Origin of the sequence: Paracoccus aminovorans, assembly GCF_001546115.1 — a bacterium.
In the GTDB taxonomy this organism is placed as follows: domain Bacteria; phylum Pseudomonadota; class Alphaproteobacteria; order Rhodobacterales; family Rhodobacteraceae; genus Paracoccus; species Paracoccus aminovorans_B.
On record NZ_KQ955210.1, the window covers coordinates 99550 to 123904 of the forward strand.

Below are 24355 nucleotides of genomic sequence, written 5' to 3' on the forward strand. Positions count from 1 at the left end.
AACCTAGCGCGGCGCGGCGGCCAGGCCCCGCGCCAGCGCGCAGAACTGCTCCAGCCCGATCTCCTCGGCGCGCGCGGTGGGCGCAATGCCCGCCGCCAGCAGCAGATCCTCGATGGCCGGATGCAACCCCTTCAGCGAGGCGCGCAGCATCTTGCGCCGCTGGTTGAAGCCCGCCGCCACCACCCGATTCAGCACCGCCGCATCGGCGGGAAAGCGCGGCTCGGGCAGGGCGGTCAGATGCACCACCGAGGAATGCACCTTGGGCGCGGGCACGAAGGCCTCGGGGGGCAGGGTCATGACGATCCGCGCATCCGAGCGCCATTGCGCCAGCACCGCCAGCCGGCCATAGGCCTTGCCGCCGGGTTTCGCCACGATGCGCTCGGCCACCTCCTTCTGGAACATCAGTGTCAGCGATTCCCAGAACGGCGGCCATTGCGGCGGCGCCAGCCAGCGGATCAGCAGCTCGGTGCCGACATTATAGGGCAGGTTGGCCACGACCCGGATCGGCGGCGTCAGATGCGCCAGCGGATCGACTTCCAGCGCATCGCCATGGATGACCTGCAACCGGCCGGGATAGGCGGCGGCGATCTCGGCCAGGGCGGGCAGCGCGCGCGCGTCCTTCTCGATGGCCAGCACATGGCGCGCGCCCTCGGCCAGGAGACCGCGGGTCAGCCCGCCCGGGCCGGGGCCGACCTCGATCACGTCGCAGCCGGTCAGGTCGCCGGCGGCGCGGGCGATCTTGGCGGTCAGGTTCAGGTCCAGCAGGAAGTTCTGGCCCAGTTGCTTCTTCGCCCGCAACTCGTGCCGGGCGATGACCTCGCGCAAGGGCGGCAGCCCGTCGATCGCGCTCATGCCCGCGCCCCGGCCCGGCGTCCCGCCATGTCCCAGGCCATGCGCAGCGCGGCGATGGTGCTTTCGGCATCGGCGACGCCCCGGCCGGCGATGTCGAAGGCGGTGCCATGGTCGGGCGAGGTGCGCACGAAGGGCAGGCCCAGCGTGACATTCACGCCGCCGGCGAAATCCAGCGTCTTGATCGGGATCAGCGCCTGGTCGTGATAGGCGCAGATCGCCGCGTCATAGCGGGCGCGCGCCGCGGGATGGAACATGGTATCGGCGGGCAGGGGGCCGGCGATGTCGAACCCCTCGGCCCGCAGCCGCGCGGCCAGCGGCGCGATCCAGCGCATCTCTTCGCTGCCCATGACGCCGTTCTCGCCGGCATGCGGGTTCATCCCGGCCAGCGCCAGCCGCGGCGCGGCCATGCCGAAATCGCGGCGCAAGCCGGTATCGGTGATGCGCACGGCCTGCTCGAGCAATTCCGGCGTCAGCGCCCGCGGCACCTCGGACAGCGCGATATGGATGGTCGCCGGCACCACCCGGCAGGGCGGCTCGACGCCGGTCGAGGCCAGCATCATGACCACCGGCACGCCGCCGGCCAGATGCGCCAGATATTCGGTATGGCCAGGAAAGGGGAAATCGGCCCCTCGCTTCAGCGCCTCTTTGTTGATCGGCAGGGTGCAGATGCCGCCGGCGGCTCCGCTCTGCGCCAGGGCGACGGCGCGGGCGATGACGTCGATCACGCCAGCGGCATTGGCCGGATCGGGGCGCCCAGGCACGGCCGGCGCCGCGAAATCATGCCGCAATACCGGCAGAACGCCCGGCGCGACTGCCTCGCCCGGCGCCGAAACCTCGGCCCAGGCGGTGCCCTCGGGCAGATGCCGCGGATCGCCCAGGAAGACGAAGGGCACCCCGGCCGCCAGCGCCTTGGGCGCCAGTTCCGACCCGACGCCGGCCGGTTCGCCGCAGGTCAGGATGATGGGTCGCGGCTCGGTCATTCTATCTTGTCCAAATATCCCGGGGGGAGCGCCTGACGCACCCCGTCGAGGGGTGCGTCAGGCGCGGGGGGCAGAGCCCCCCGGCCACCCGCGTCACGGTCGGCGAATGATCGCATTCGAGCGCAGCTCGGCCAGATAACTCTCGGCCGCCTGACCCACCTTGCGGTTGAAGATCATGTTGCGCACCTCCTCACGCCCGGGCAGCGCGTCGGGATCGGCGGCGGGCTGCGCCTCGCCCTCGGCGGTGACCGGCACCGGCGCCTTCTCGGGCGCCTCGGCCAGGGCGGCCGATTGCCGCTTGCACAGCATCAGCAGTTCCACCGCGCCGCCATAGGAAATCACGGTGCTTTCATTGTCGTCGAGCACCGCCAGCCGGATCGCCTCGCCGGTCGGGATCTGGCCCTGCGGCAGGGTCTGCCGGCTGATCTGCTCGGCCGGCAGGCCGCGGGCATGCACGAACAGATCGGCGCATGTGTCAGAGACGGCGGCGATGCGCCGCGCCTCCTCGGCGCTCGACAGCCGGAAGCGCACGAAATCCAGCACCTGCGCCGTGGCGCCGGGCCGCAGCGTGCCGCGGGTGTCGCGCAGATAGAACAGCACCACCGCGCCCTCGACCCGCAGGGGCTGGCCGACTTGGCCGGGCTTCATCCCCAGGATGATCGGCTGCAGCGAGGGCGGCAGGTTCGCCAGCGGCGTCCAGGGCAGCCGGCCGCCGTTCTCGGCCGAGGGCGTCGCGGAATATTGCCGGGCGAAAGCCGCGAAATCGCCCTCGGAGCGCGTGTCGGCGACGATGCGCCCGGCTTGGGCCATGGCGGCCTCCTCCTGCCCGGGCGGGGCGGGGATGATCAGCTCGGACAGCGCGACATGGGTCACGCGCGGCGTCTCGATCACCTTCTGCAATTCCTGGTCCACCTCGGCATCGGTGACGCGGACCTGCGGCACGACGCGCTGGCGCACCACCTCGCGCCAGACCACCCCGGCGGTGACGAAGTCGCGGAAGGTCTGCCGCTCGACCCCGGCCCGGGCCAGCTCGGCGGTGAATTCCTCGACCCCCAGGTTGGCGCGGCCGGCGAATTCCGCCAGGCCCGCATCGATCTGCTCGTCGCTGGCGGTGATGCCCAGCTGCTTGGCCGCGAACATCCGCAGCCGGTCGTCGACCAGCGCCTTTTGCGACGCGGCCGCATCGGCATCCGGCGCCCGCAGCAGCTCCATGAAGCGCATGCGCTGCGCCAGCTCATAGCGCGTGACGGCCGAATCGTTGACATAGACCAGAGGCTGGAACGGGTTGGACTGTGCGAAGACCGGGGCCACCCCGCCCGCCGCCAGCATCGCGGCCATCGCCGCCCCCAGAAGAATTCGCCGCATCAGCTCCCTCGCCGCATGGTTTTGCCGGGACATTAGCGCAGGCAGGCGCGACGCGCCACCGTTCCCGGACCGGCCTTCTGCTGTCCGAAGCCGCCCAGCCGGATGCCCAGGTCGAAGCTGGTGTCGGGCCGCAGCTCGTCCGACGAGGTGAAGCGGCGCTGCACCGACATTTCCACCGTCACGCATTCGTTGCGATATTCCAGCCCCAGCTGCGCCTTCTGCGCCCGGTCGGCGGTGAAATCATAGCGCGTCTCGGTCGTGGCCCACCAGCCGTCGCGGATCTGCCAGCCGCCGGCCATGGTCAGTTCCGACACGTCGTCGACCCGGTTCTCGCTTTCGTCCGAATCGAGCCACAGATAGCCGGCCGAGACCTGCAGCCCCGGCTTCAGCCAGCCCAGCCGCAGCTCGTTGCGGCTGATCGAGAGGCTGTCGTCGAACAGCGCCCGGTTCACCAGCGCCAGCCCGTTCGCGCCCTGATAGGTCGCCGACAGCAGCCAGTCCGAGCGTTTCTTGCCCTGCGGCCCGGTAAAGACCGGATTGCCGCCCTCGTCCAGATAGGCAAAGGCCGGGTCCGGCTCGCTGCGGAAGACGCGGCCGGCGGTCAGGCCGATGGACCAGCCGGCCGGGTCGATGCGGGTCCAGCTGACCCCCAGATTGGCACGAAAGCCCGACTCGCGCGCGTCCCAGCCCGGAAAGCGGTTCAGCGAGAACAGGTTGCCCTCGTCGAATTCGATCAGCCGGCTGTCCTCGTTCGGCACGTCGTCCTCGCGCCTGCGCTCGGGCGACCAGATCAGCTGCGCCACCGGCTCGATGACATGGGTGACGCCGCCGGCATGGCGGGCGAGCGGCCAGCGCAGCTCGGCCGCGATGGTCGGATCGGCGCGCGCCACCCAATCCTCGTAATCGCTGTCCTGGTTGATGCGATAGACGTCGGCGGCGACCTCGCCCTCGACCGTGCCCAGGACGCCGCCGGGCAGGATCTCGGTCCGCTGCCAGTCGAGGCTGACCGAGCCGCGCGCCATGTCGCGCCCGACCACGTCGAGCCCCGACGAGCGGCGATGCGCATGCAGCGACCATTCCAGGCTGGCGATGCCGCCCAGCCGCGCCGGTGACCAGCGCCGCTTCCACAGCGCATCGGCGACGACCGAGGGGGTGAACTCGTCCGGCTCGTCGTCGCGCAGCGATTCGTAATTGCCGATCCGCGCCATGACCATGCGGTCGCGGCGCACGCGGTCCAGCGTCAGCCCGCTCCACAGCCGGTCGGCGTCGGAAATGTCGTAATCCAGCAGATAGGCGCGGTTGCTGGCCATCTGGATCTGCATCCCCAGCATATAGCCGCGCGGCAGCTCGAAACGGGCGGCGCCGAACAGATAGCCGCGGGTCTCGCCTTTTTCGAGGTCGTCGCGGCTGACGGCGCCGTTCCACTCCATCGCGCCATTGGTGAAGGCCTGGCGATAGCGCAGCTCCAGCGTGCGGGTGCGCGAGGCGGCGACATAGGGTGTCAGCGTCACGTCGGCATGATCGCCCAGCGTGACGAAATAGGGCAGCTTGATGCCGAAGCCCAGGCCCGAGGTGGTGCGGAACTGCGGCCGCAGGAAGCCGGTCATGCGCTCGACCGTGGGGTCGGGGGCGGTCAGCCAGGGCAGCACCGCCACCGGCACGCCAAAGGCGCGCAGCTGCGGCTGGTCGAAGCGCAGCTGGCGCGTGCGCGCGTCATGGGTGACCCTGCGGGCGCGGATCTCCCACAGCGGCACCGGGTCCTTGGCGCAGATCTGGCAGCTCGAGGCCACCACATTGTCCAGCCGGGTGACGGCGCCGTTCTCGGTCCGCCGCAGCTCGCGGGCGGCCAGCTGCATCTCGCGCGCCAGCACCAGCCGCGCGCCCTGCAGGATGCCGTCCTGCAGGTTCGGCTCCAGCTGGGCGCTGTCGGCGATCAGGATGGTCTCCTCGGGCGTGCCGGCGCGGGCGGGCTGGGTCAGGTGGATCGGGCCCTCGATGGTGGCCGCGCCGGTGTCGCTGTCATAGACCACGCGCGAGGCGACCAGCCGGCTGCCGCGATACCAGATCACCACCCCGCCCGAGGCGACCAGCTTCTTGTCCGCGCCCAGGCTGACCTGATCGGCCAGCAGCGTGGCCGGGCTGCCCTCGGGCGCCGCGCCGCTGTCCGCGATCCGCACCGAACCCGGCGCCTGCGCGACCGCGGGCGCGCGCGAGGCCTCGGTCCCGTCGGCGAAGCGGGCGTTGTCATCCGCCCCGGCGGTCGGCGCCAGCGCCGGGCCGGCCGCTCCTTGGACGAAATCGCCGTCCTGGCCGTAAAGCGGTAGGGTCTGGCCGTCGGGCGTCAGGCTTTGCCCCAGCGCCATGCCCGGAAGCAGCGCCGCCGCCGCCAGCAGCGCCGCCCGCGCCGCGCCTGTTCCGCCTTGCCGATCAGCCCGCCGCTTGCGCGCCATCATCCGTCCTCCAGCCGCAGAAGTGCCCCGAGCGCGAAAAGCAGCGCCACCACCGGCGGCGCCCATCCGGCCAGAACCGGCGGCAGCCCGCCATTGTCGCCCAGCACCTGCGCCAGGTTGCGCAGGAAGAACAGCCCGATGCCGCAGCCGAAACCCGCCAGCACCAGAAGCCCCATCTTGCGCCCGCGCATATGGCGCATGGCGAAGACGGCCGCAATGGCCACCATCGCCGCCATCAGCAGGGGCCGCGCCAGTTCCATCTGGAACCAGACCTTGTGGCGCTGGGCGGAAAAGCCTGCGCGTTCCAGCCCCTTGATGAAGGTCGGCAGCTGCCAGATCGGGATCGCCTCGGGATTGCCGAAACTGTCGCGGATGCGGGCGGCGGTCAGGTCGGTCGGCAGCTCCATGGTCGCGGCGGTGCGGGCCATGGCCTCGGGGTTGGGCTGGCTCAGCGGCCATTCCTTGACCGCGCTCAGCTGCCAGGCGCCGTCGCCCAGCCGCGCCTCGGCCGCGTCGATGCGGCGGCTGGGGCCGGTGCCCTCGGCAAAGACGGTGAAGGTGGCGTCGTAAAGCGTGGTCGCGTCCGGGCTGGCGCGGCTGGCCTGGATCACCACCTGGCCCATGGTCTCGACCCCGTCCGGGCCGCGCATCGGCAGCGCCTGGCGCAGCCAGACCGCATTGGCGCCGACGCTGATGGTCTGGCCGCCGCCGCTCTTCATCCGCGCCACCGCGTCGTCGTAGCGTTTCGAGGTCGCGGCCACCATCGGGTTCAGCACCGCCACCGCCAGCATGCCCACCAGCGCGGCGGCGACGGCGGGCGCCGCCAGCACCCGCAGCCCCGACCGCCCCGAGGCGCGGATCGCCACCAGTTCGGAGGTGCGCGACAGGCCCAGGAACAGCGCGATCCCGGCCAGCACCGTCATCAGCGGCATGATCGAATAGAAGCTCGCGGTGATGTTCAGCAGCGACAGCACGGCGGCGCCGGACAGGCCGATGGCCTCGTCGGAAAAGCGGCGGATCTGCTCGACGATGTCGATCAGGAACAGGATGGCGCCGAAGATCAGCGCGATCATCAGGAACATGCGCAGGAAGCGCCGCGCGACATAGGCCGACAGGATCATGCGGGCGCCCCCTTTCCGGCGCCGCGCGCGCCCCGCGGTCGCGCGGCCAGCCACAGCACCGCGACGCAGATCGCCGCGCCGACCAGCGGCGAGACATAGATCAGCGGCCAGCGCGAGGCGTCGCTTGCCACCTGGTTCTCGGCCGCCGTGCCCAGGAACTGCACCACGATCAGCGCCACTACCGCCCAGAGCACCTGCTTCCAGACCCCGAAGCGGCTGAAGCCGCCCAGAAGCAGCATGGCAAAGCCCAGCATGGCCGCGACCGGCGCCTGAAAGGGCTTGGCCAGCCGCTCATGCGCCTCGGCCCGGGCCTTGTCGACGGTGGCGCCGGTCTCGGCCAGCAGGGCATCGTCGGGATCCAGCAGCCGCAGCGTCGAATAGGCGCGCAGGTCGCGCTTGCGGGCGGCGTTCGGGTCGATCAGCGTGCCGAGGTCATAGGTCAGCTCGGAAAAGCGCGTGACCGACAGGTTCTGCTTCTCGCCGGTCCGGCGCAGGTTCTGCACCATGCCCTGCATCATCACCAGCCGCGGCCCGGCCTCGGTCCGGACCACCAGCGCCTCGGCGGCGGTATAGGTCACCTGTTCGCGCGGGTTGCGGGCGTCCTCCAGGAAGAAATAGACCAGCCGGCCGTCCGCCGCGATCTCGCTGATATACAGCGTCACGCCGCGCACCGGATACTGGAAGCTGCCGGCGCGCAGGAATTGCGCGGTGACATTCTGCGCGATCTCGGCCTGGCGGTCGGTCAGCCGGGCGCGGGCCAAGGGCACGATGGCATGCACCAGCAGCGCCACCATCAGCCCGACGGTGACGCCAAAGACCAGCACCGGCCGCGCCAGCCGCCAGGGCGACATGCCCGCGCTCTGCATCGCCACCAGCTCGGATTCCGAGGACAGCCGGTTGGTGCCATAGGCGCTGGCCGCGAAGGCCGCGATCGGCAGCACGACCGAGATCACCAGCGGCAGGGTCAGCGCGGTGAACTCCAGCACCACCAGCGCGGTCTGCCCGTCCGAGATCAGCTGCTCGAACAGCGACACCGCCCGGTTGATCCAATAGACCGAGACCAGCACCAGCGCAAAGAACCCGAACAGGGTCAGGAACTGCGTCAGGATATAGCGGTCGATGCGGGGCATGGCGGCTTTCACGGGCTGCGGTCTCGGGCTCGGACCTCGTTTGATTAGCCGCTGCGCGGGATTTGGGAAAGCCCCGGCTCTGGTCAAGCGCGCGCCGGGTGACTAGTTTCCGCCCATCGGATCAACGCGAAAGGCAGGATCATGACGCACCCGGTCGAAATTTCCTTCACGGCGACGGAGGTGGCCGGGCTGGCCGCGCATCCGGGACGCATCGCCATCCTGGTGCCGCAGACCGGGCGGCTGCCGGGCGGCCTGCCGCGCGCGGCGCGCGAGGCGGCGGCCCGCGCGATCCAGTCCGACGCCTGGAAGGCGGTGAAGCCCGGCAAGTCGCTGGAGTTGGCCTTTCCCGCCGGCATGCAGGCCGAGGCGCTGCAATTGGTGTCGCTGCCCTCGGGCGCGGACGTCTTGACCGCGCGCAAGGCCGGGGCGGCCATCGGCGCCAAGCTGGGCAAGTCCGACGCGCTGGTGCTGGCCGGCAGCCATGCCCGCGCCGCCGAGGTGGCGCTGGGCCTGGCGCTGCGGGCCTATGACTTCTCGGCCTACAAGACCAGGAAGACCGAGAACGGCGACGCCGACACCGAGACGCCCGAAACCGAGACGCCGGCCGAGCCCGCCGCCTCGACCAGCCGCACCGGCGCTGCCAGCGACGCACGGCTTTCGGATGCGGCCGAGGCGACAGCGCCGGCGGCCGAATCCGCGCCCGGCGAAAGGCCGCGCGGCAAGGTCACTTTCATGCACAAGGACCCCGAGGCGCTGGCCCGCTCGGCCGCCGAGGGCGCGGCGCTGGCCGAGGGCGTGTTCTTCACCCGCGACCTGGTGAACGAGCCGGCGAACGTCCTGACCACCAGCGATTTCGCCGACCGCCTTCTGGCGATGCGCGAACTGGGCCTCGAGGTCGAGGTGCTGGACGAGGACGAGCTCGCCAAGCTCGGCATGCGGGCGCTGCTGGCCGTTGGGCAGGGCTCGGAAAGCCCGTCCAAGGTGGTGGTGATGCGCTGGAACGGCGGCGCCGAGGATGCCGCGCCGCTGGCGCTGGTCGGCAAGGGCGTGGTCTTCGACACCGGCGGCATCTCGATCAAGCCGGCCGCCGGCATGGAGGAGATGACCATGGACATGGGCGGCGCCGGCGTCGTCGCGGGCGTCATGCGCGCCCTGGCGCTGCGCCGCGCCCGCGCCAATGTCGTGGGCCTGGTCGGCCTGGTCGAGAACATGCCCGACGGCCGCGCGCAGCGTCCCGGCGACATCGTCGCCTCGATGAAGGGCGACACGATCGAGGTCATCAACACCGACGCCGAGGGGCGGTTGGTGCTGGCCGACGTGCTCTGGTATGCGCAGGACCGCTTCAAGCCAGCCGCCATCGTCGATCTCGCGACCCTGACCGGCGCCGTCATCATCGCGCTGGGCCATGAGAACGCCGGGGTCTTCTCGAACGACGACAGCTTCGCCGAGGCGGTGCTGGCCGCCGCCCGGTCTGAGGGCGAGGGCGCCTGGCGCCTGCCCTTGGGCGCGGCCTATGACAAGCTGATCGATTCCCGGCTGGCGGACATCAAGAACACCGGCGGCCGGGCGGCGGGCTCGATCACCGCGGCGCAGTTCCTGCATCGCTTCGTCGCCAAGGACGTGCCCTGGGTGCATCTCGACATCGCCGGCGTAGCGCTGCCGCCCGCGGCCACCGATCTGGCGCCGAAGGGGGCCAGCGGCTGGGGCGTGATGACGCTGGACCGGCTGGTGCGCGACCGTTTCGAGACGAAGTGATGGGCGCGGCCCTGTTCTATCACCTGACCCGCTCGGGTCCGGGGCAGCTCTTGCCGATGCTGATCGGCAAGAGCCTGCAGGCCGGCTGGCGGGTCGAGGTCCGGGGCAGGGACCGCGCCCGGCAGGCGGGCCTGGATGAGCAGCTGTGGCTGGGAGAGGGCTTCCTGCCGCATGGGCTGGCCGGCGGGCCGCATGACGCGCGCCAGCCGGTGCTCTTGACCGTCGAGGGCCAGGCGGCCGGCAATGCGCCGCGCTGCCTGATCGCGCTGGACGGCGCCGAGGTCGCGGGCGACGAATGCGCCGGGCTCGAACGGGTCTGCATCGTCTTCGACGGCAACGACCCCGAGGCGCTCGACCGCGCCCGGGCGCAATGGCGCGAACTGAAAGCTGCGGGCGTCGAGGCGGAATATTGGTCCGAGGCCGGCGGGCGCTGGGAACGCAAGCAATAGCGCCGGGCCGGGCTCGTTCTTTCTTGTCCAAATATCCCGGGGGGAGCGCGGAACGCGCGGGGGGCAGCGCCCCCTTTGTTCACCGCCGCGCCGGGGGCTTTGCGCCCCCGGACCCCGCAGGATATTTGAACAAGAAAGAAGCCGGTCAGCGTTCCAGGATCAGGCGGTTGCCCTCGATGCTGACGCGGGCGAAGCGCGCAAGATAGGACATGCCCATCAGCGACTGGTCGAGATCGCTGCGCAGCACCATGGCCGGCACCCGGCTGTCGCGGATCTCGCCCAGGGTGAGACTGTCGAGGGTGACGGGGGCGGTCTCGATGATGCCGTTGGCGGTGCGGGCCTGGCCGACATAGGCCAGCGCCTCGGGGTCGATGCCGACGCGGGCCGCGTCGCGCGGACCAAGCGCGATGCTGCTGGCGCCGGTGTCGATGACGAAGCGGACCGGGGTGCCGTTCACCTGCGCCACCAGGTGGAAATGGCCGTCACTGCCCAGCGGCACCTCGATGCGGCCGCCCTCCAGCATGCGGGCCTGCGGCGCCACCGCCTGGCGGATGTCGCCCCAAAGCCCGGCAAGTGCGATGGCGCCCAGGAAGATCAGCCCCCAAGCCGCGGCCTGGCGCAGGGTCTTGCCGGGGCGGGCGCGCAGCTCGACCAGCAGGAAGCCGCCGACCGCGATCAGCAAGAGCACCAGATAGGCCGCGCGGCCGAATTCCTCGCCCATCAGAACAGCCCCGTCCCCTTGAGCCCGTCGATCACGAACTGGATCGACAGCGCCGCCAGCAGCATGCCGAAAAGCCGCGTCACCACCATGGTCCCGGTCCGTCCCAACAGGCGCGCGATCGGCCCGGCCATGGCGAAGAAACCCGCCGCGATCCCCAGCACCGCCAGCATGACCAGGTGGATCATCAGCGTATGCGCGGGGCTTTCGTTCTGCCCGACCAGCAGGATCATGGTGGCGAGCGCCCCCGGACCCGCGACCAGCGGCGTCGCCAGCGGAAAGACCGACGGGTCGTCGTCGTCGTCCCTGGCCTGGCCCTCGCGCCGCTCGGTCCGCCGCTCGAACAGCATGTCGAGCGCGGTCAGGAACAAGAGGATCCCGCCCGAGATGCGAAAGGCGGGCAGCGAGATGCCGATGCCGCGCAGGATCGATTCGCCCGCCAGGCCGAACAGCGTCAGCAGCCCCGCCGCGATGGCCAGGGCCCGCCAGCCGACGCGGCGGCGGTGTTGCGGCGACATGCCGCGGGTCAGCGCGATGAACAGCGGCGCCAGCCCGACCGGATCGATGACCACGAACAGGGTGACGAAGGCGCTGATGATCTGGGTCGTTTCCATGGCGGGGACCAGTATCGCCCGCTTTCCTCGCCGGGGGAAGCCGGGGCGCGCTTGACGCGCCCGGATCACGGAATTGGGGGTTTCGTGGCGGCCGATCCGCCCCTATATCGGGTGGGTACGAACACGCGGGGCTCCCTGGTCCTGCCACGGAGGTTAATGACATGCACGCACCTTCTCCCATGGCGCTGCTCCTGATCGCGATCGTCGTCCTGGTCCTGTTCGGGCGCGGCAAGGTCTCGTCCCTGATGGGCGAGGTCGGCAAGGGCATCACCGCCTTCAAGAAAGGCGTCAAGGACGGCGCCGACGAGATCGACACCGCCGCGAAGGGCGAGGTCAAGGAGGTCGAGCTGAAGACCGGCGAGGACATCGATCGCGCCCGGGCCGAGCTGGCCGCCGAACGGGCGCGGCTGGACGCCGAGCGCGCCCGCCTTGCCGCCGACAGCACGCTGCGCGACGTGACGCCGACCGATCAGACCAAGCTCTGATCCCAGCACGCGCATGTTGGACATCGGCTGGAGCGAGCTGCTGCTGATCGGCGTGGTCGCGCTGATCGTCATCGGCCCCGAAGACCTGCCCAAGCTGTTCCACACGCTGGGCCGCATCACCGCGCGCGCCCGCTCGATGGCGCGCGAATTCAGCTCCGCCATGGAGGATGCCGCCAAGGCCTCGGGGCTGGATGACGCCGCCAAGACGCTGAAGGACGTGAACGCGCTGGGTTCGAAACGGGCGCTGGGGCTGGACGCGCTGGAGCGCGCCACCGAGCGGTTCGAAAAATGGGATCCGCTGAATCCCAAGGACGAGGCGCCCGGCAAGCCGCTGCCCGATCCCTCGGCCCCGGTTCCGCCCGCGCCGGCCATGGTCGAGGCCGCGCCACATGCGATGGTGGCGGCCGAGCCGCCCGGGGCGCCGGTCGAGGGGCGGCGGCAGCTTCATGCCGTGCGGCGCTCGGACCGCGACCAGCAAGACTGACAGGAAGGGCCCCGCGCCGTGGCAACGAAATCCGCCAAGCCGGACGATATCGACGACAGCTCGGCTCCGCTGATCGAGCATCTCAAGGAATTGCGCACTCGGCTGATCTGGTCGGTGCTGGCCTTCGTGCTGGCCATGGTGCTGTGCTATTTCGTCTGGAACCCGATCTTCGACTTCCTGACCCAGCCGGTCTGCACGGCGCTGGAAAAGCGCGGCCAGACCTGCGGGCTGATCCTGCTGAAGATGCAGGAGGGGTTCTTCGTCGCCATGCGCATCGCCTTCTTCGGCGGCTTCGTGCTGGCGTTTCCGGTCGTGGGCTACCAGCTGTGGCGCTTCGTGGCGCCGGGGCTCTATCGCAGCGAAAAGAACGCGCTGCTGCCCTTCCTGGTCGCCTCGCCGGTGATGTTCCTGATCGGCGCGGCTTTCGCCTATTACATCATCCTGCCCTGGGCCTTCGACTTCTTCCTGGGATTCCAGCAGGGGCCGCTGGCGCTGCCGGACGACCCGGCGGGGGCGGCCACGGCGGCGGCCGGCGCGACCGCGGCCGCCAAGGAGCCCTGGGCCGGCATCGTCTTCCAGGGCTCGGTCGAGGAATACCTGACCCTGACCACCAAGTTCATCCTAGCCTTCGGCCTGTCGTTCCAGCTGCCGGTGGCGCTGACGCTGATGGGCAAGGCCGGGCTGGTCAGTTCCGAGGGGCTGGCCAGCATGCGGCGCTATGCGATCATCGTCATCCTGGTGCTGGCCGCCATGGTGACGCCGCCCGACGTCATCAGCCAGATCGTGCTGTTCACGGTGATCTACGGGCTTTACGAGGTGTCGATCTTCCTCGTGCGCCGCATCGAACGCAAACGCGAACTGGAAGAGCAGGCCGATGTCTGAGACCCTGATGACCCGCATCGCCGAGGCGCTGGAGCGCATGGCACCGCCGCCCGCCCCGGCGCCGAGCTTCACCGAGGCCACGGCCTATGTCTGGCAGCCCGACCCCGACCGGCTGGAGCCGGTGCCCGAGGTCAGTCGCGTCGAGCTGGTGCAGCTGATCGGCATCGACCGCGCCCGCGACACGCTCTTGGCCAATACGCTGCAATTCGCCCGCGGACACGCGGCGAACAACGCGCTGCTCTGGGGCTCGCGCGGCATGGGCAAGAGCTCGCTGGTCAAGGCGGTGCATGCCGAGGCGGTGCGCCAAGGCCTGCCGCTGGTGCTGGTCGAGATCGCGCGCGAGGACCTGGGCTCGGTCGGTCGGCTGCTGTCGATCCTGGGCCGGGCGCGCGACCGGCGCTTCGTGCTGTTTTCGGACGACCTGTCGTTCAGCCATGACGACACGCAGTATAAATCGCTGAAGGCGGTGCTGGACGGCGGCATCTCGGGCCGGCCCGAGAACGTGATCCTTTACGCCACCTCGAACCGGCGCCACCTGATGCCGCGCGACATGATCGACAACGAACGCTCGACCGCGATCCATCCCGGCGAGGCGGTCGAGGAGAAGGTCTCGCTGTCGGATCGCTTCGGGCTGTGGCTGGGCTTCCACCCCTGTTCGCAGGACGAATATTTGGCCATGGTGCGCGGCTATTGCGACGCCTATGACCTGTCGATCGGCGAGGACGAGCTGCGTGCCGAGGCCATCGAATGGCAGGCGACGCGGGGTTCGCGCTCGGGCCGGGTGGCCTGGCAGTTCTTCACCGACCTGGCCGGGCGCAAGGGCATTTCCGTCTGAGTTTTCAGCGGCCTGGCCCTGGTGGGGCCGGCTGCCGGCGTGGCGCGGCTGCGACCGGCTTCCTTGGGTATTTTCAGAGCAAAGAAGCCCGGTGCCGATCGCTTGCCCGGGTTTTCTGGGTATTTGGGAAACGGTGAAGGACGGGCGCGGGGCGGGGGCGAAAAACTTTGCCGAAATGCGGGGAGAGGCCCTTGACGGCCCCGGCGGCGCGCCGTAAATCCCTCGCACTCCGTGGCGGAGTAGCTCAGCTGGTTAGAGCAGAGGAATCATAATCCTTGTGTCGGGGGTTCAAATCCCTCCTCCGCTACCAATTTCCCCCCCTCGTCGTGCAGCACCGCAAAGGGTCGGCCTTGCCGGTTTGGCCGTGGCGCCTCGGTGGCCGTCAGCCCGTCCGGGCGGCGGGCAGGGCCTGCAGCCTTTGCGCGGTGACGCGCAGCCAGGCGGGGCGGCCTTCGGCCTTTTCATGCAGCGCCTCGAGGTAATGCGGGATCTCGCGGCGGCGGCGGGCGATGGCGTGGAATTCGGTCTTCGAGAAGCTGCCGGCGCTGATCGAGGCGATCAGATAGGCGAGCAGCCCCATGCGCTGCATGTCGGCGGCCAGGGTGTGCCCCAGGAAGGGCAGGTTCAACACCTGCATATTGCCGCCCGACAGCCTGGCAAGGTGGCGCATGTCCGGGACGCAGTAACGGTCCAGCACGATCAGCACCCGCGCCGCCTTGGCGAATTTCCCCACCGCATCGCCGTAGGGACCGCTGAAATCGCAGTCCTTCGCGGGTGGAAACCGGTTGTCCCAAGGCACCTTCCGCGGATCCAGCGTGGATTGCGGCGCGATGGCGATCACCGTGGTCGCGCCGATCAGGTCGGCGAAGGTCAGGGCTGCGAAGCCCCCCATCGAGCCGCCATAGGTCACGACCTCGTCGTATTGCGAGAACAGCCCGCGCAATTGCGCCAAGATTTCCGGCAGGTCCGGACGTGTGTACCAGTCCTTTCGCTTCGGTTTCACCGCGATGTGGTCTCTGCGCTGCACCCGCAGGAAACCCGCTCCCCAGCCCGGGCGATATTTCTGCGGTCGCTCCAGCGGGCCGCCAGCGTGTTCGAAGGTGATGAAGATCGTGCCCGATTCCGTGAAAAGAAAGCCTTCCAGGAAATAATTCTCGGTCTCGATGATGAAATTGCGGGAAATCTCGGCCCGTTGCGCGAATGCGGCCAAGGGGTCGCGCCGGGATGCGCGCGGACTGACGGCTGCCGCCGCGCGGTGCAAAATTCGAAAGGCAGACATGAAATGCGTCGTTAAACCATGAGTTTCGGCGGCACCGTAATGCATTGCCGGACGCTGTTCAACTCGGCGTGATCGGAATTGTCTGTCGCACTGTGCCGTCGGACGCAGGCCTTCTGCCGGCGGCGGAGAGTGGTGTAGCCCGGCACCGGCCAGGCGAGCCCGGACAGGGCCAACAGGCTGTCCACGACCCCGGTCGCCTGCCGGAGCGGTCGCGCCCGGCGCGGGCCCAGAGGTCGAGATGCAGGTCGGCCGTGATCAGGATGTTCATCGACCTCGCGCCTCCGCAGCAAGCCCGAGATCGACCCGGTCCCCGTCGGAATTGAAGAAGCGGGCCTCGAAAAACGGGATGCTGGCCATGGGATACTCCGGGCATGCAGGGGCTATCGGCCGGGACAGGCCCGGTCGCGGAAGAGGGGGGCTGGCTCCTTTTCAGAGACAAGCCCGCCTGGGCTGTTCGGAAAAGCAGGCGCTATTCCGGTGTGGAGAGTGACGAGTGGTGATGTTCCAAGTTTGGCAGCGGGGCGGAAACGGACCGTGACCGGCTGCCGATCTTGGAGCGGATGCCCTGACGATGCGCAGCCATCCAAAACTCGTCAATGGGACCGCGTTCGAGCCGGACAAGCGTGAAGCGACCGCGGGGCAAAAAGGGGAGGTCTATCAACAATAGATTGATAAATAAAAATAAAGTGAGCCAAGAAAAATCCTGGGCTCACTTTATGCTTGCAGAAAGGCTCAAACAGTCCGGGTAAGGCTCATTTCATGCCTGGCCGCACAAACAGCGACCCCGCCCCTCAGCCGCATTTCGAATAGCCGCAATGTGGGCAGGTCATGCAGCCCTCGATCATCAGCATGCCGTATTGCCCGCAGGAGGGGCAGGCCGGGCCGCGCGGCGCGTCGCCCCCCGCCCGCGTCTGCGGGCCACCGCCCCCCGCCCGCGTCTGCGGGCCACCGCCTAGCGCCAGCGCCGTCGGGTCGGATTTCAGCCCCTTGCCCTCGGCCTCGATGAAGCCGATGGCGATCATGTGGCGCTCGATCACGCCCCCGATCGCGGCCAGGATCGAGGGCACGTAGCGCCCCTCCATCCAGGCGCCGCCGCGCGGGTCGAAGACCGCCTTCAGCTCCTCGACCACGAAACTCACGTCGCCGCCGCGCCGGAACACCGCCGAGATCATCCGGGTCAGCGCCACGGTCCAGGCGAAATGCTCCATGTTCTTCGAGTTGATGAAGACCTCGAACGGGCGGCGGTGGCCGGCCTGCACGATGTCGTTGATGGTGATGTAGATCGCGTGCTCGCTGCCGGGGAACTTCAGCTTGTAGGTCGCGCCCTCCAGCGCCGCCGGCCGGTCCAGCGGCTCGGTCAGATAGACCACTTCGGCGCCGCGGTCGGGCTGCGGCGCGGCCTCGGAGCCCTCGCTGACCGCCAGCACGCTGCCCGTCACGTCGTTCGGGCGATAGGTGGTGCAGCCCTTGCAGCCCAGCTCCCAGGCGGCCAGATAGACGTCCTTGAAGGCCTGAAAGCCGATGTCCGCGGGGCAGTTGATGGTCTTGGAGATCGAGCTGTCCACCCATTCCTGCGCCGCCGCCTGCATGGCGACATGGTCCATCGGCGCCAGCCCCTGCGCATCGACGAAAGCCGGGGGCAGGCCGTCGCCATGCGCCTCGCGCCACAGCGCGACGGCATAGTCCACCACCTCTTCCTCGGTGCGCGAGCCGTCCTTTTGCAGCACCTTGCGGGTATAGGCATGGGCAAAGACCGGCTCGATGCCCGAGCTGACATTGCCGGCGTAAAGGCTGATCGTCCCGGTCGGCGCGATGCTGGTCAGCAGCGCGTTGCGGATGCCATGGGCGGCGACGGCGTCGCGCACGTCCTCGTCCATCTGCGCCATGAAGCCCGAGGCCAGGAAGGGCTCGGCCTGGAACAGCGGGAACGGCCCCTTTTCGCGCGCCAGATCGGCCGAGGCGAGATAGGCCGCCCGGGCGATGGCATGCATCCATTCCCGGGTCTGCGCCACCGCCCCCGGTGCGCCATAGCGCAGCCCCAGCATGACCAGCGCATCGGCAAGCCCGGTGACGCCCAGGCCGATGCGGCGCTTGGCCTGCGCCTCGGCCGCCTGCTGCGGCAGGGGAAAGCGGCTCGCGTCGACGACATTGTCCATCATCCGCACGGCGGTGCGGGTCAGCTCGTCCAGGGCCGCCATGTCCAGCCGCGCCGCATCCGTGAACGGCGCCTCGACCAGCCGGGCCAGGTTGATCGAGCCCAAGAGGCAGGCGCCATAGGGCGGCAGCGGCTGTTCGCCGCAGGGGTTGGTGGCGGCGATGGTCTCGGCATAGCCGAGGTTGTTCAGCTGGTTGATGCGGTCGATGAAGATCACCCCCGGCTCGGCATAATCATAGGTCGCGCGCATGATCCGGTTCCACAGGTCGCGGGCCGCGATGGTGTGATAAACCTTGCCGTCGAATTGCAGGTCCCAGGGCGCGTCCTCGTTGACCGCCTGCATGAAGGCGTCCGTCACCAGCACCGACAGGTTGAACATGCGCAGCCGGGCGCTGTCCTGCTTGGCCTCGATGAAGGCTTCGATGTCGGGATGGTCGCAGCGCATGGTCGCCATCATTGCGCCGCGGCGCGAGCCCGCCGACATGATGGTGCGGCACATCGCGTCCCAGACATCCATGAACGAGAGCGGCCCCGAGGCGTCGGCGGCGACGCCATGCACCGCCGCGCCCCTGGGCCGGATGGTGCTGAAGTCATAGCCGATGCCGCCGCCCTGCTGCATGGTCAGCGCGGCCTCCTTCAGCGCCTGGAAGATGCCCTCCATGCTGTCGGGGATGGTGCCCATGACGAAGCAGTTGAACAGCGTCACCTCGCGCCCGGTGCCGGCGCCGGCCAGGATGCGGCCGGCGGGCAGGAAGCGGAAATCCTGAAGCGCGGCATAGAAGCGGTCCTCCCACAGCGCGGGATCGGCCTCGACGCTTGCGAGGTCGCGGGCGACGCGGCGCCAGCTGTCCTCGACCGATAGGTCGATCGGCGTGCCGTCGGCCTGTTTCAGGCGGTATTTCATGTCCCAGATCTGTTCGGCGATGGGGGCGGCAAAGCGGGTCATCGGCATCCTCTCGCGCGGCCCAAGACGCGGGCCGGAGCTTCAGGATAACAGATAAGCACGGATCCGGGGCGTGAAAGTCCCCGGGGCGGTGCACGGGCTGTGTACGCGCGGTGTACGCCCGCTGCACGGGCTGCGCAGGGCCCGGCCCAGTGTTTGCTGGGGTTTGGCGTTTTTGCCAGCGCGGTGATGCCGATGCAACGCGCGCTGCCGTTGCGTCAGGGCGTCAGGCGCGCCCGGTCAGCTCGTCGATGACGTCCTGCCACAGGCTCGCCGGCTGGGCGCCGGTGACGACATGGCTCTCGGCGACGATGAAGGTCGGGACCGAGCCGATGCCGCGCTGGCGGGCGTGGATCTCGCGCGCGGCGATCTCGTCGCGGTCCTCGGCGGTGGCGAGCAGCCGGCGGATCACCGCGCCGCTCATGCCGGCCTGTTCGCCGATCCGGGCCAGCACGTCGGGGTTGCCGATGTTCTGGCCCTCGCGCCAATGCGCCCGCATCAGCCCGGACATGACCGGGGTCTGCACCCCTTCCAGCCCCGCCCAATGCAGCAAACGATGGGCGTTCAAGGTGTTCGGCACCCGCTCGATCAGGCTGGGGTTGATCCACAGGCCCAGGCGCTCGCTGGCCTCCATCACCGGCTTCATCGCGGCCAGGATGCCCTTTTCGTCGCCGAATTTCATCTTCATATAGGCGACGTAATCCATGCCGGCCTGCGGCATCTGCGGGTCCAGCTGGAACGGCTGCCAGGTGATGGCGAAGGGGTGGTCGGGCCGGCTTTCCAGCGCCCGGTCCAGCTCGGCCTTGCCGATCAGGCACCAGGGGCAGACCGGGTCGGCAAAGATGTCGAGGCGGATCTGGCCGGGAAGGGGCTCGGTCATGGCTGGTCCTTGCGGTATTGCGCGCGCAGGGCGCGGCGGTTGATCTTGCCGGTCGGCGTGCGGGGCAGGGCGGAAAGCTGAATATATTCGCGGGGTTGCTTGTAGCGCGCCAGCCGGGCCTCGGCATGCTCGCGCAGGGTTTCGGCCGGGGCCGGGCCGGTCCAGAAGGCGGCGATGACGCTGCTGCCAGGGCCAACGGGCAGGTCGGTTGCCGCCACCTCTCCGGCCTCGGGATGGGCGGCCAGCGCATCCTCGACCTCGCCCGGCGCCACGCGGAAGCCGCCGGCGTTCATCATGTCGTCGGCGCGGCCCAGGGTGCGGATGGCGCCCTCGGCCGTGGTCTCGGCCAGGTCGCCGGTCAGGAACCAGTCGCCGAGGAATTTCCCTGCCGTTTCCTCGGCTTGGTCGAGATAGCCCAAGAACAGGCCGGGGTCGCTGCGATGCACGGCCAAGGTGCCGGGTCCGGCGGTTTCAGCCCCCGCTTCGTCGAGGATGGCCAGGCGGCGGCCGGGCTGCGCAAAGCCCGCCGTGCCCTCGGGCGCCGGCCGCGCCGGGCTGCCGGACAGGAAGGTCGAGCATTCCGACATGCCCATGGCCTCGTGCAGGTCGGTGCCGGTGCGGGCCTGCCAGGCGCGGCGCAGGCCGGGGTCCAGCCGCTCGCCCGCCGTCAGCCCGTGGCGCAGCCCCGGCCAGGGCTGCCAGTCGGCCCGCAGCATGCGCCGGAACACGCCCGGCGCGGCGGCGACCAGCGTGGCGCCGTGGCGGCTGGCCAGCAGCGGGATCTGCTCGGGCGCGACGCCCTCGGCCGGGATCAGCGCCGTCGCGCCCACGGTCCAGGGGTCCATCAGCCCGGTGCCCAGCGTGAAGGTCCAGTTGAAGGCGCCGGCATGCAGCAGCCGGTCCTGCGGCATGAGCCCATACCAGCCCTGGAACATCATCTGCCGGGCCAGGATGGCGCGATGTGCATGGCAGACCGCGCGCGGCTGGCCCGAACTGCCCGAGGTGAAGACGATATAGGCCAGCCGGTCCGGGTCGCCCATGGCGAAACCCGCAGCAGGCAGCGATTCGAATTCGGCCAGCCGGGCGGCGGGCAGCACCGGGGCCAGGTGGACGGGCAGGGCGATGCCCGCATCCGCGACGATCGCCTTCGGCTGCAGGGCGACGGCGAGGCGGGTGATCTCGGGCGCCGTCAGCATGGCCGAGGTCGGGACCGGCACGATGCCTGCCGCGATGGCGCCAAGATAGGTGATCGGGAAGGCCGGGGTATTGCCCAGCCGCATCAGCAGCCGGTCGCCCGGGGCAAGGCCCTGCTGCAACAGGCCGGTCGCCGTGCCCAGCACCGCCCGGCGCAGCCGGGCATGCGACCAGCGGTCGGCGCGGCCGAGGCCCAGGACCGACATGGCCAGCCGGTCCGGATGGGCAAGTCCCGCACGCAGCACATGTTCGGCCAGGTTCATCCCGCAGTCTTTCGCTTGTTTCCGCCTGTCCAGATAGGCGCTTGGCGCGCGGCGGGAAAGGGGGCTCTGCCCCCACGCGGGCGTGCCCCCTCGATGGGGGCGCTCCCGCGTTCCCCCGGGATATTTCGCCAAGAAAGAAGCCGGCCGGCGCAAAGGAAAACGGCCCGCGACGGGGCGGGCCGTTTCGGGAATTCCGGCCTCTGGCGGATCAGAGCAGCTTGAGGTCGCTGGCCGAGCTGCGGCCGTCGCGGCCGGCTTGCAGTTCGTAGGCGATCTTCTGGTTGTCGTTCAGGCCGGTCAGGCCAGCACGCTCAACGGCGGAAATGTGGACGAACACGTCCTTGCCGCCGTCATCGGGCGCGATGAAGCCATAGCCTTTGGTGGCGTTGAACCATTTCACGGTGCCGGTAGCCATTATACCGTCTCTCCTTCAAGTCCTCCCGGGGCGAGATTGCGCCCGGGCCGTGCAGCCCTTTCCCGTCAAGTCCGGCTGCCCCGTGAAGGGAGGCGGTAGAAAGTCGTGCTCACGCGGACGCGAGGATGAACGATTCCTTAAAAAACGCAAGCAGGAAAGCGCCGCACCCCCCGGGATCGCTGGGGTTTGTGCGGCGTTCTGGGCGAATTGTCGCTGGTCTTCCGGTCGAATCATTCAGCGCAGGTCGGGCGGGGCCGCTTCGTCGCGAAGCGTTTTGACCGCCTGGTCAAGATCCAGCACCTCGCTGCCCAGCTTGTCAAGACGGCGGATCGAGACGCTGCGGTTCTCGACCTCCTTCATGCCGATGGCCATGATGACCGGGACCTTGCCGACCGAATGCTCGCGGACCTTGTAGTTGATCTTTTCGTTGCGGGTGTCGGCTTCGGCGCGGATGCCGGCCTGGCGCAGCTGGGCCACGACTTCATGCACATAGTCGTCGGCGCCCGAGACGATCGAGGCGACCACGACCTGGCGCGGCGCCAGCCACAGCGGCAGCTTGCCCGAGTAGTTCTCGATCAGGATGCCGATGAAGCGCTCGAAACTGCCCAGCACGGCGCGGTGCAGCATATAGGGCCGGTGCTTGGCGCCATCCTCGCCGACATATTCCGCGCTGAGCCGCTCGGGCAGGTTGGGATCGACCTGGAAGGTGCCGCATTGCCATTCGCGGCCGATGGCGTCGGTCAGCTTGAAGTCCAGCTTGGGCCCGTAGAAGGCCCCGTCGCCGGGGTTGATCTCATAGGGCAGGCCCAGCTTTTCGATGGCGCCTTTCAGCGCGCCCTCGACCTTGTCCCATTGCGCGTCGGTGCCGATCCGCACCTCGGGCCGGGTCGAGAGCTTGATGTCGAAGCCGTCGAAGCCGAGGTCCTGATAGACCGAGGACAGGAGCGCGATGAAGCCGGCGCATTCGTCCTCGATCTGGTCTTCGGTGCAGAAGATATGCGCGTCGTCCTGGACGAAGCCGCGCACCCGCATCAGCCCGTGCATCGAGCCCGAGGATTCGTAGCGGTGGCACGAGCCGAATTCCGCCAGCCGCAGCGGCAGGTCGCGATAGGATTTCAGGCCCTGGTTGTAGACCTGGACGTGGCAGGGGCAGTTCATCGGCTTCAGCGCATTGACGCGCTTTTCCTTGGCGCCTTCCTCGTCCACCTCGACGATGAACATGTTTTCGCGATAGGCTTCCCAGTGGCCCGACTTTTCCCACAGGATGCGGTCGACGACCTGGGGCGTCTTGATTTCCTTGTAGCCGGCGCGGATCAGGCGGCGGCGCATATAGGCCTCGAGCTCGCGGTAGATCGTCCAGCCGTTCGGGTGCCAGAACACCATGCCGGGGGCTTCCTCCTGGAAGTGGAAGAGCTCCATTTCGCGGCCGAGCTTGCGGTGGTCGCGCTTGGCGGCCTCTTCCAGCATCGTCAGATGGGCCTTGAGGTCGTCGCGGTTCCTGAAGGCCACGCCATAGATGCGCTGCAGCATCGGGCGCGAGGCATCGCCCAGCCAATAGGCGCCGGCGACATGGGTCAGCTTGAAGGCGTCCGCCGGGACCTGGCCGGTCGATTGCAGGTGCGGGCCGCGGCACAGGTCCTGCCAGTCGCCGTGCCAGTACATGCGGATCGGCTCGTCGCCCGGGATGCGGTCGAGGAGTTCCACCTTGAACGGCTCGCCCCGCTCTTCGTAATAGGCGCGGGCACGGGCGCGGTCCCAGACTTCGGTGCGGACCGGGTCGCGGGCGGCGATGATCTGCTTCATGCGCGCCTCGATGGCGCCGAGGTCCTCGGGCGTGAAGGGCTCGGCGCGGTCGAAGTCGTAGAACCAGCCCTGGTCGCGGACCGGGCCGATGGTGACCTTGACGTCGGGCCAGAGCTCCTGCACCGCGCGCGCCATGATATGGGCGAGGTCGTGGCGGATCAGCTCCAGCGCCGGCTCGCTGTCCTTCATCGTGTTGATGGCGATCCTGCCCGATTTCTCGATCGGCCAGGCCAAGTCGATGTGCTGGCCGTCCAGGCTGGCCGAGATGGCGTTCTTTGCCAGGCTGGGGGCGATGGAGGTTGCGACCTCGGCCGCGGTCGTGCCGGCGGGATAGTCGCGCGCATTGCCATCAGGGAAGGTGAGGGAGATCTGGGACATCATGTCCTCCTCGTCGGTTTGGCGCCCACGGAACGCCCGGTTGCGGGTTATGTCGCGCGGGGTGTCGCGCGATTGTCGGGGCTTGTCAATGCGGCTAGGTTCGCCGGGGGGCTTTGCGCCCCCGTCGCGTGCCGCGACTCCCCCGCAGGATATTTGGACAAGAAAGAATGACGGAATTTCTGGACGGGCCGCAGGGGCGGCGGATCGCTTGCAACCGGCTGGAGGGGCAGGGGCCCTGCGTGGTGTTCCTGGGCGGGTTCCGCTCGGACATGCAGGGCACCAAGGCGGTCTGGCTGGAGGATTGGGCGCGGGCGCGCGGCCGCGCGTTCCTGCGGCTGGATTATTCCGGTCATGGCGAATCCTCGGGCGCCTTCGAGGACGGCTGCATCGGCGACTGGCTGGCCGATGCGCAGGCGGTGCTGGACCGGGTCGAGGGGCCGCTGGTGCTGGTCGGGTCGAGCATGGGCGGCTGGATCAGCCTGCTTCTGGCGCGGGCCATGCCCGGGCGGCTGGCGGGACTGGTCACCGTCGCGGCGGCGCCGGATTTCACCGAACGCGGTTTCTGGGCGGGCATGGACGCGCGGCAGCGCGCGGCGCTGCTGCGCGAGGGCCGGGTGCTGCGGCCCAGCGATTACGACGCGCCCTATGTCATCACCCGCCGGCTGATCGAGGACGGGCGGCGGCATCTGGTGCTGGACCGGCCGCTGGAACTGCCGTTTCCGGTGCGCTTCCTGCAGGGGACGGCGGATGCGGATGTGCCGGTGTCCTGGGCGCTGGACCTGCTGGGCCATGCCGAGGGCCCCGACATGCGGCTGGTGCTGGTCAAGGGCGCCGATCACCGCTTTTCGACGCCGGACTGCCTGGCGCTGATCGGCGCGGCGCTTCAGGAGGTGCTGGAGCGGGCGTGAGAAGGGCGCGGCCGGGG

At 69.4% G+C, this 24355-nt stretch carries 21 protein-coding genes, 1 tRNA gene and 1 pseudogene; 8 read left to right on the forward strand and 15 right to left on the reverse strand.

The window, feature by feature from the left end; translation table 11 throughout:
• Positions 1-3: 3 nt before the first annotated feature.
• The 6 genes from rsmA to lptF form a co-directional block, all read right to left on the reverse strand.
• On the reverse strand, positions 4-852 hold the full coding sequence (gene rsmA, locus ASV56_RS18280) for a 16S rRNA (adenine(1518)-N(6)/adenine(1519)-N(6))-dimethyltransferase RsmA (protein ID WP_062563444.1): 849 nt from the start codon (positions 850-852) through the stop codon (positions 4-6).
• Positions 849-1832, reverse strand: coding sequence for a 4-hydroxythreonine-4-phosphate dehydrogenase PdxA (gene pdxA, locus ASV56_RS18285; protein ID WP_062563445.1), 984 nt, complete (start codon positions 1830-1832; stop codon positions 849-851). The genes rsmA and pdxA overlap by 4 nt, the downstream gene beginning before the upstream one ends.
• 93 nt (positions 1833-1925) lie before the next feature.
• Entirely contained in the window at positions 1926-3197 is a 1272-nt protein-coding gene (locus ASV56_RS18290) for a peptidylprolyl isomerase (protein ID WP_062563774.1), read from the reverse strand.
• Positions 3198-3229: 32 nt separating this feature from the next.
• Positions 3230-5647: an LPS-assembly protein LptD gene (locus tag ASV56_RS18295; protein ID WP_062563446.1), complete on the reverse strand. Its 2418-nt coding sequence runs from the start codon at positions 5645-5647 to the stop codon at positions 3230-3232.
• A complete protein-coding gene (gene lptG, locus ASV56_RS18300) occupies positions 5647-6768 on the reverse strand; it encodes an LPS export ABC transporter permease LptG (RefSeq protein WP_062563447.1) in 1122 nt (373 codons plus the stop codon). Before lptG ends, ASV56_RS18295 begins: the two co-directional genes overlap by 1 nt.
• Complete coding sequence (lptF, locus tag ASV56_RS18305) at positions 6765-7898, reverse strand: LPS export ABC transporter permease LptF (RefSeq protein WP_062563448.1); 1134 nt, start codon at positions 7896-7898, stop codon at positions 6765-6767. Before lptF ends, lptG begins: the two co-directional genes overlap by 4 nt.
• 141 nt (positions 7899-8039) lie before the next feature.
• Here lptF and ASV56_RS18310 point away from each other — a divergent pair, with 141 nt between their 5' ends.
• Both ASV56_RS18310 and ASV56_RS18315 read left to right on the forward strand, forming a co-directional pair.
• Positions 8040-9653 carry a leucyl aminopeptidase gene (locus ASV56_RS18310; RefSeq protein WP_062563449.1) on the forward strand — a complete coding sequence of 538 codons (1614 nt, stop codon included), beginning with the start codon at positions 8040-8042 and terminating at the stop codon, positions 9651-9653.
• On the forward strand, positions 9653-10102 hold the full coding sequence (locus tag ASV56_RS18315; protein WP_062563450.1) for a DNA polymerase III subunit chi: 450 nt from the start codon (positions 9653-9655) through the stop codon (positions 10100-10102). The genes ASV56_RS18310 and ASV56_RS18315 overlap by 1 nt, the downstream gene beginning before the upstream one ends.
• A gap of 145 nt (positions 10103-10247) precedes the next feature.
• On the opposite strand, the gene ASV56_RS18320 is transcribed toward ASV56_RS18315, so the two are convergent.
• Positions 10248-10823: a retropepsin-like aspartic protease family protein gene (locus ASV56_RS18320; protein WP_082724926.1), complete on the reverse strand. Its 576-nt coding sequence runs from the start codon at positions 10821-10823 to the stop codon at positions 10248-10250.
• Complete coding sequence (locus ASV56_RS18325; RefSeq protein WP_062563451.1) at positions 10823-11434, reverse strand: MarC family protein; 612 nt, start codon at positions 11432-11434, stop codon at positions 10823-10825. Before ASV56_RS18325 ends, ASV56_RS18320 begins: the two co-directional genes overlap by 1 nt.
• 161 nt (positions 11435-11595) lie before the next feature.
• On the opposite strand from ASV56_RS18325, the gene ASV56_RS18330 reads away from it, so the two are divergent.
• The 5 genes from ASV56_RS18330 (at position 11596) to ASV56_RS18350 (ending at position 14430) form a co-directional block, all read left to right on the forward strand.
• Positions 11596-11919 carry a twin-arginine translocase TatA/TatE family subunit gene (locus ASV56_RS18330; RefSeq protein ID WP_062563452.1) on the forward strand — a complete coding sequence of 108 codons (324 nt, stop codon included), beginning with the start codon at positions 11596-11598 and terminating at the stop codon, positions 11917-11919.
• Between the two features lie 13 nt (positions 11920-11932).
• Entirely contained in the window at positions 11933-12403 is a 471-nt protein-coding gene (tatB, locus tag ASV56_RS18335) for a Sec-independent protein translocase protein TatB (RefSeq protein WP_062563453.1), read from the forward strand.
• Between the two features lie 18 nt (positions 12404-12421).
• Positions 12422-13285: a twin-arginine translocase subunit TatC gene (gene tatC / locus ASV56_RS18340; protein ID WP_062563454.1), complete on the forward strand. Its 864-nt coding sequence runs from the start codon at positions 12422-12424 to the stop codon at positions 13283-13285.
• Positions 13278-14120, forward strand: a complete 843-nt coding sequence (locus ASV56_RS18345; RefSeq protein WP_062563455.1) for an ATP-binding protein — start codon at positions 13278-13280, stop codon at positions 14118-14120. The genes tatC and ASV56_RS18345 overlap by 8 nt, the downstream gene beginning before the upstream one ends.
• Positions 14121-14353: 233 nt before the next feature.
• Positions 14354-14430 (forward strand) — tRNA-Met (locus ASV56_RS18350).
• Positions 14431-14502: 72 nt separating this feature from the next.
• Here ASV56_RS18350 and ASV56_RS18355 read toward each other — a convergent pair.
• The 7 genes and pseudogenes from ASV56_RS18355 to thrS form a co-directional block, all read right to left on the reverse strand.
• The gene (locus ASV56_RS18355) at positions 14503-15330 is read right to left on the reverse strand and encodes a hypothetical protein (RefSeq protein WP_062563456.1); all 828 of its coding nucleotides are present in this window, start codon (positions 15328-15330) and stop codon (positions 14503-14505) included.
• Between the two features lie 179 nt (positions 15331-15509).
• A pseudogene (locus ASV56_RS23080) lies at positions 15510-15608 on the reverse strand (transposase); the annotation flags it as partial.
• Positions 15609-16190: 582 nt separating this feature from the next.
• A complete protein-coding gene (locus ASV56_RS18360) occupies positions 16191-18500 on the reverse strand; it encodes an adenosylcobalamin-dependent ribonucleoside-diphosphate reductase (protein WP_062563457.1) in 2310 nt (769 codons plus the stop codon).
• 223 nt (positions 18501-18723) lie between these two features.
• The gene (locus tag ASV56_RS18365; protein WP_062563458.1) at positions 18724-19377 is read right to left on the reverse strand and encodes a DsbA family oxidoreductase; all 654 of its coding nucleotides are present in this window, start codon (positions 19375-19377) and stop codon (positions 18724-18726) included.
• Positions 19374-20834, reverse strand: a complete 1461-nt coding sequence (locus tag ASV56_RS18370) for a class I adenylate-forming enzyme family protein (RefSeq protein WP_062563459.1) — start codon at positions 20832-20834, stop codon at positions 19374-19376. The genes ASV56_RS18365 and ASV56_RS18370 overlap by 4 nt, the downstream gene beginning before the upstream one ends.
• Positions 20835-21042: 208 nt before the next feature.
• Positions 21043-21249: a cold-shock protein gene (locus ASV56_RS18375; RefSeq protein WP_017998352.1), complete on the reverse strand. Its 207-nt coding sequence runs from the start codon at positions 21247-21249 to the stop codon at positions 21043-21045.
• A 234-nt stretch (positions 21250-21483) separates the two neighbouring features.
• Positions 21484-23430: a threonine--tRNA ligase gene (gene thrS, locus ASV56_RS18380; RefSeq protein ID WP_062563776.1), complete on the reverse strand. Its 1947-nt coding sequence runs from the start codon at positions 23428-23430 to the stop codon at positions 21484-21486.
• Between the two features lie 167 nt (positions 23431-23597).
• Here thrS and ASV56_RS18385 point away from each other — a divergent pair, with 167 nt between their 5' ends.
• Positions 23598-24338, forward strand: coding sequence for an alpha/beta hydrolase (locus ASV56_RS18385; protein WP_062563460.1), 741 nt, complete (start codon positions 23598-23600; stop codon positions 24336-24338).
• Positions 24339-24355 lie beyond the last annotated feature (17 nt).